General features: G+C 50.8%; 7 protein-coding genes. 2 read left to right on the plus strand and 5 right to left on the minus strand.

Features of this window, described 5'->3' with window-relative positions; translation table 11 throughout:
* Position 1: 1 nt before the first annotated feature.
* The 5 genes from OB13_RS18990 to OB13_RS19010 all read right to left on the minus strand — a co-directional run bounded on the left by OB13_RS18990 (position 2) and on the right by OB13_RS19010 (position 3,612).
* Positions 2-445 carry a hypothetical protein gene (locus OB13_RS18990; RefSeq protein ID WP_461491759.1) on the minus strand — a complete coding sequence of 148 codons (444 nt, stop codon included), beginning with the start codon at positions 443-445 and terminating at the stop codon, positions 2-4.
* A 53-nt stretch (positions 446-498) separates the two neighbouring features.
* Positions 499-1,233 carry a 3-deoxy-manno-octulosonate cytidylyltransferase gene (gene kdsB, locus OB13_RS18995; RefSeq protein WP_461491760.1) on the minus strand — a complete coding sequence of 245 codons (735 nt, stop codon included), beginning with the start codon at positions 1,231-1,233 and terminating at the stop codon, positions 499-501.
* A 153-nt stretch (positions 1,234-1,386) separates the two neighbouring features.
* Positions 1,387-1,728, minus strand: a complete 342-nt coding sequence (locus OB13_RS19000) for a hypothetical protein (protein WP_461491761.1) — start codon at positions 1,726-1,728, stop codon at positions 1,387-1,389.
* A gap of 176 nt (positions 1,729-1,904) precedes the next feature.
* A complete protein-coding gene (locus OB13_RS19005; RefSeq protein ID WP_461491762.1) occupies positions 1,905-2,138 on the minus strand; it encodes a hypothetical protein in 234 nt (77 codons plus the stop codon).
* Between the two features lie 115 nt (positions 2,139-2,253).
* Positions 2,254-3,612: an NfeD family protein gene (locus tag OB13_RS19010; protein WP_461491763.1), complete on the minus strand. Its 1,359-nt coding sequence runs from the start codon at positions 3,610-3,612 to the stop codon at positions 2,254-2,256.
* A gap of 94 nt (positions 3,613-3,706) precedes the next feature.
* Between OB13_RS19010 and OB13_RS19015 the strand changes: the two genes are divergently transcribed.
* Both OB13_RS19015 and OB13_RS19020 read left to right on the plus strand, forming a co-directional pair.
* Positions 3,707-4,495 carry a DUF4905 domain-containing protein gene (locus OB13_RS19015; protein WP_461491764.1) on the plus strand — a complete coding sequence of 263 codons (789 nt, stop codon included), beginning with the start codon at positions 3,707-3,709 and terminating at the stop codon, positions 4,493-4,495.
* A 3-nt stretch (positions 4,496-4,498) separates the two neighbouring features.
* Complete coding sequence (locus OB13_RS19020) at positions 4,499-5,506, plus strand: septal ring lytic transglycosylase RlpA family protein (RefSeq protein WP_461491765.1); 1,008 nt, start codon at positions 4,499-4,501, stop codon at positions 5,504-5,506.
* The last annotated feature ends 360 nt before the right edge of the window (positions 5,507-5,866 follow it).

Here is a 5,866-nt window from a genome sequence, read left to right on the forward strand (position 1 = left end):
CTCAAACTCCCAGACTTTCTAACTTCTCTAATTTTCTAACTTTACTTACCGGTCCCTGAACGAGGTAGAAGTTGGCGGTTTTCTGGATGAAGATCTTTCCGGCGAAGACCGGAGCTTTGGGAGGAGCAGGTTTGTAGACCTGTACAACCTGTTGCTTTTGGCCCGCAACCCGCAGATACCCGATCTCTTCCATCTGTTGCTCCAGCGCCTTCAGGGTGATCTTATTTACCGGTATCCGGATGTCTGTCCTTCTGTACCATAGCAGCAGGGCCAGCGTGAACATGAAAGAGAAAATCGCTGCATTGAACAGGATCTCATTTACTGCCGTGCCGGCATCCTCCCCAAACTTTCCACTCAGACCATACCAGGCGGCAGTCAGCAAGCTGTACATGCCAAAGAAGTATAGGTTCAATTTCACGAAGCGCTGTAAGGTATAGTATTTCATCCTGATTGGTGGCTTGCTGTGTAGGGTAGGTATAGCCTGATTACTGCTAACTTTTACTGCAAACTGTTTACTTTCAGTAAGTCTTCCGGCGTATCGACGCCGATGGTTTCAAACTCGGTGATGGCTGTGGCAATACGGAAACCGTTTTCAAGCCAACGCAGCTGCTCCAGCGATTCGGCCAGTTCTAGCCCGGAGGGTGGCAATTGGGTGATCTGCTCCAGAATGTCGGCGCGGTAGCCGTAGATGCCGATGTGCTTGTAGTAGGTATGCTGCTTATGCCAGATATCGTTGGGCACGTTGCGGCAATAGGGTATAGGCTGGCGACTGAAGTAGAGCGCTTCACCCGCCCGGCTGATGACGACTTTCGGGGCGTTCACATTAAAAAGTTCTTCGGCCAATTCTATCTTCTTGATGAGCGTAGCCAGTTGCGTCTGTGGGTTGCGGAAGCAGGCAGCTACCAGGTCAATCTGCTCCGGCCGGATAAAGGGCTCGTCGCCCTGGATGTTGATGATGTATTCAAACGGCTTGTCGTGCTGCTGGTAGGCTTCAAAGCAACGGTCGGTGCCGCTCTGGTGGTGCGTGGCCGTCATCACGGCCTTGCCTCCGAATGACTCTACATGCGCGTATATGCGCTGATCGTCTGTGGCGACGATGACTTCTGTCAGGGCAGATTTCTTTGCCTGTTCGTATACCCGCTGTATCATGGTTTTGCCGTTGATGTCGGCAAGCGGCTTACCGGGGAAGCGGGTAGAGGCGAAGCGGGCAGGTATAATACCAAGTATCTCCATAGGGTAGGTATGTTTTATACACAGCTTACCTTTTGGCGGTAAGCTGTGCCAAAGTTACATAAGTACCGGGAGTAAAGCAGCAGGAGCGTCATTATTTACCACCCTATCCGGCAAGGCAGGGCTAGCGTAACAGTTGTTAGATCAGAGAAGGGGCTATTTCTTCTTAACAGAGATCACCCGGATCCCATCCATGGCTTTGCTTTCGGGAGACAAGCCGCAGCGGCGATCGATCTGCTCACCGAGCCGCACAAATTCAACCAGCACAGGTATAGAGCCTTCCACTTTGAATGATTCGTCTATATCCTCCTCATTCTCCGGTTTAAATTTTTTATCCTCGATGACCACTTCAAAGCCGCAGCCATCCACCATGTACTCGCCTGACCAGATCAAAGTGGCCTCGGCCGTTTCAGTTCCCTGTTGCATGCTGTCCTGGCAAGAAGCGATAAAAAGGGTAGCAGCGCATAGTAAGGCAACCAGGAGTTGATGTGTTTTCATAAGGTATGTAAGGATTCAATCGGATGAAAAATTAGTTGGAAAGCACGTAAGCAGAGACGAGAAACGATACTATATTTCCTTGAGTGAGAATACCCGTATCTTTTCAGAATGGTTCCGCATCAAGCCACAGACATACTCGATCTTCTTGCCGGGCAACACGTATTTTACCTCTACCGTTATGGGCCTTCCCGCTTGAACGAAGCAGCAATAGCACTTTCATTTTCAGGTTTATACAACTGTTCGTTTAACAGAATTCTGAAGCCGCAGCCATCGGCTGCATAGTCACCCGTCCAATATAAGGTAGCAACAGCTTCCTGCATTTCGGGCACTACTGCCTCTTCTTTGTCGCAGGAAAAAGCTGTAAGTGCCAGGGTAAGCAGGGCAGCCAGGTATAGGGCGGATGATTTCATAAGGTTGGGGTTTAGGACGATGATCTACATCCAGGACCCCAAACAAACCCAAAGCGTTGCACCACCTGCACAGCTCTCTCCCAATTCCTAATTCTTAATTCTTAATTCCCAGTCTCTATCCTACCTTCTTCACCCGCAGCGAAAAAGTGCTTTGGTCGATCACCTGTATCGTGTCGCCCTTCTCGATAAAGCCTTCCCGTGCCTGGGCATCGTACAATGTGTCTTCGATCATAACGCGACCGGAAGGAGTCATGGGAGTATGGGCGATGCCTGTCTTGCCGATGAGGTGGTCTGCATTATTGGCAGAACGGTAGCCCTCATTGCTGTGAAAAGTATTATTGAGCACCATGCGCTGCAGGGCGCGGCTTCCCAACACCCGGTTCCAGGTCAGGGCAATGACAATAACCGCACCGACCATACCTGTCAGCACCGATACCAGGCTTTGCATCAGTTGCTCGGAAGGCACAAAGGTGAAGTCAAAGCTCTGGTTATTGACCATGATCAGAATCAGGGAAACGAACACAAGCACGATGCCGCTGATACCCGTCACCCCAAACCCGGGAATCACAAACACTTCCAGGCCGATGAGTACAAGGCCCAGGATGAAGAGCAGAATTTCCCAGTGTTCGGCCAGGCCGTTGAGGTAGTAGGGTGTCAGGTAGAGCACGCCGGCCACGATGGCTGCCAGAAGCGGGAAGCCAACACCCGGTGTCTGCAACTCAAACCACAGGCCACCCACGATGAGCAGGATGAGGATGCCGCTGATAACGGGATTGAGAAAAAAGGAAATGACCTTGTTGGTGCTGCTGAGCTCATAGTGGATGATCTCGGCGTTTTGCAGGTTTAATTTTTGCAGCACTTCGTCTACATTGGCTGCCTGTCCTTCGCAGAAACCAAATTTGATGGCCTCTGAAGTTGTCAGCGTCAGTACCTGTCCGGCCGAGAGTGTGCTGTCCACGCTGGCGTCGACCATCGACTCAGCCATGTGCGGGTCCCGGCCATTGGCCTCCGCTGTGGAGCGCATGATAGAACGCATATAGCTCTGGTATTTGCCTGGCGCAGCCTGTCCGTCGGCACCCACTACCGTAGCTGCGCCTATGTTGGCACCCGGCGCCATGTAGATGCTGTCGCAGGCAATGGAGATAAGGGCGCCGGCCGAAGCAGCATTCTTGTCGATGAAGACATACACCGGCTTGGGGTATTCGAGCAGCTGCTTCCGGATCGCATCGGCGTCATTCACGGCACCGCCATACGTGTTCAGCTTCAGCAGCACATGGTCGGCTTCTATACGAGTGGCTTCGTCCAGTGCCAGCTGCGTGTAGCGGCTGGTGCGCGGATCTATCTCTGAGCTGATCTCCATGATAAACACCTTCGGTTTGCTGCTTTTCTGGGCCATGCTGTCAGGCGCGAAGAGCAGACCGGCGATCAGCAGATACAGGAGATGCCACTGCCAGTGATTTGCTTTAGATTTCATACATTTGGGCTGATTACTTTCGATCGAATATAAGATACTAATAATATTTCAGCTTATTCTACCTCTACTGTTTAAATACGATTTTGGCGCTCCTGTGTGGCGCATACGCATCGATACGGCGGCCGGGAGGCTGGCGCTGGAGGTGCGGGACAGTGATGTGTTGCTGGCCAGCTTCTATACCTATGACTGCCATAGCCGGGCGCTTCATCAGCTGGAGCAGCCGGAGCGGCTGACCTGGTGGCTGGGGCTGGAAGACGCGCACCAGGGTATGGTATACCTGCACGGCTACGGTGACCGGAAAGTGGGACAGCACAAAGGTATACGGGCACTGAATGCTGCCACAGGGGAGGAATTCTGGCACAGGCCGGAGCTTACCTTTTATGGAATTGATGGTTTAGGTATACTGGCCTATTTCCCTGATTCGCAGGAGGCTTACCTGCAACTGCTGGATGCCCGCTACGGGAAAACACTGCAAAACGATATAAACCAAAAACAGGCGGCAGCCCGGGTGAACGCCTACAGCCAGGAGCGGTACCGCGAAATACTCCACCCAGTTTTGTACCAGGAAGGAGAAGAATATTTTAATCTGGTGCGTGATTTTTTGTCCCAGCAGCTTCAGTGTGAGGCAGTAAGGACGATTGAGTATGCCGAAACAGACGACTGGATGGTCATTAGCTACTATGTGGCTGCAGAAAAAAATAAATTAGATAATTTTCTGGCTGTATTTGATTTAAAAGGTATTTTGCACTTAAATGAAGTACTAGCAAACGGATTAGATGGCGTTGGTTCAGATACTTTTTTTATCTTTATGCGCAGTTTATACTTCGTTCAAAATAAAAAATCTTTAACGGCATATTCTCTTAATTATATAGTCACTACTTGAGCTATGATTCGAATGCTATTCATTACCCTTTTAGCAGCCCCTCTGCTATCGTTTACGGCTTCAGCTTATGATATGTCGGCGCTGCGCGACTCAGTCGGCGTGGAACGGAAAAACGGCAAGCTATACCTGCAACACAAGGTAGAGCCGAAAGAAACCCTGTACGCCCTTTCCAGGAAGTATAATGTGTCTGTAACACAGATCGTTGATTCCAACCCTGCTTTGGAGCAAACAATCGAGATCGGTCAGATCGTGCTAATCCCGAGAAAGGCAAGTGCCGTGAGTGCGGTTGCAAAGGGAACTAAGCCTGCTGCCATTCCAACTGTGCCGACATCTGCTGCAGCAGCTGCCAGCAACCGTACTTTTACGGTCAACGATAAGGGTGAAAAGATCCATACCGTAGAGCCCCAGCAAACGCTTTATTCTATCTCCCGCATGCACGGCGTAGGGGTAGACAAGATCAAGCTGTGGAACAATCTGCCGGATAATACCATCAGTGTAGGCTCGGCTTTGGTCGTGGGCAAAGGAATGGCCGTACCCTCTAAGAAGCCGATATATGTCTCTGAATCAGACGATGAGATAGCGAACCCTAAAGTAGCGGATACAGCTACTGCATCTACGGCTGCCTCTCCGGTGGCTACTACGCCTGCCAATACGCATGTGGTGATTGCGCCCACTGCGCCTGAACGCGTGAAGGTAGCCGAAGAGGAAGAAGAGGAGGAAGTAGATAATATTTCCGGCGTGAAGAAAATCCTGGAAAGCGGTATGGCTGAGATGATCGACCCGAAGGCCGACACCAACAAATACCTGGCCTTGCACAAATCAGCTCCGGTAGGAACCATTATGCAGGTTAAAAACGCCATGAACGACCAGGTGGTATATGTGCGTGTGATCGGCAAACTGCCTGCCACAGGCGCCAACGACAAGGTGATTGTCCGTTTGTCCAAGAAGGCTTACCAGAAGCTGGGTGCGGTGGATCAGAAGTTCAGAGTGGAATTATCGTATATGCCCTAACAAGGTATAGCCAGAAGCTATGGAAAGCCTGAGCCGCAATGCTCAGGCTTTTTCTTTTTCTGACATTAATTTGATTGTCATTTCGAGCAGAGCGAGAAATCTGGAATATTTCATGACCTCCCTTCTGCTGTTGTAGCATGTAGCCGGGGCCTCTGAGGACCGCCAGCAAGGCTTTTGCCTGCTAGTAGCCTTTCTTGGTCTGGCCTACCCCTTGTTTTACCTCTAACTATGGAGCGCTCCAACCTACGAGGCATCTTCTATACCTATACCTGCTTCGTCGCTATGGCTTCATCCAGCTTGCTACTAGTCTTGTTTCATAGTTTCGCCTGTCCGGCGGGGCCTTACTTTTCTCCTTGATGA

This window comes from Pontibacter sp. HJ8 (assembly GCF_054824225.1).

Coding starts and splice junctions, on each gene's coding strand:
- OB13_RS18990 (WP_461491759.1), bottom strand. CDS start 445: ATGAAATACTATACCTTACAGCGCTTCGTGAAATTGAACCTATACTTC.
- kdsB (WP_461491760.1), bottom strand. CDS start 1,233: ATGGAGATACTTGGTATTATACCTGCCCGCTTCGCCTCTACCCGCTTC.
- OB13_RS19000 (WP_461491761.1), bottom strand. CDS start 1,728: ATGAAAACACATCAACTCCTGGTTGCCTTACTATGCGCTGCTACCCTT.
- OB13_RS19005 (WP_461491762.1), bottom strand. CDS start 2,138: ATGAAATCATCCGCCCTATACCTGGCTGCCCTGCTTACCCTGGCACTT.
- OB13_RS19010 (WP_461491763.1), bottom strand. CDS start 3,612: ATGAAATCTAAAGCAAATCACTGGCAGTGGCATCTCCTGTATCTGCTG.
- OB13_RS19020 (WP_461491765.1), top strand. CDS start 4,499: ATGATTCGAATGCTATTCATTACCCTTTTAGCAGCCCCTCTGCTATCG.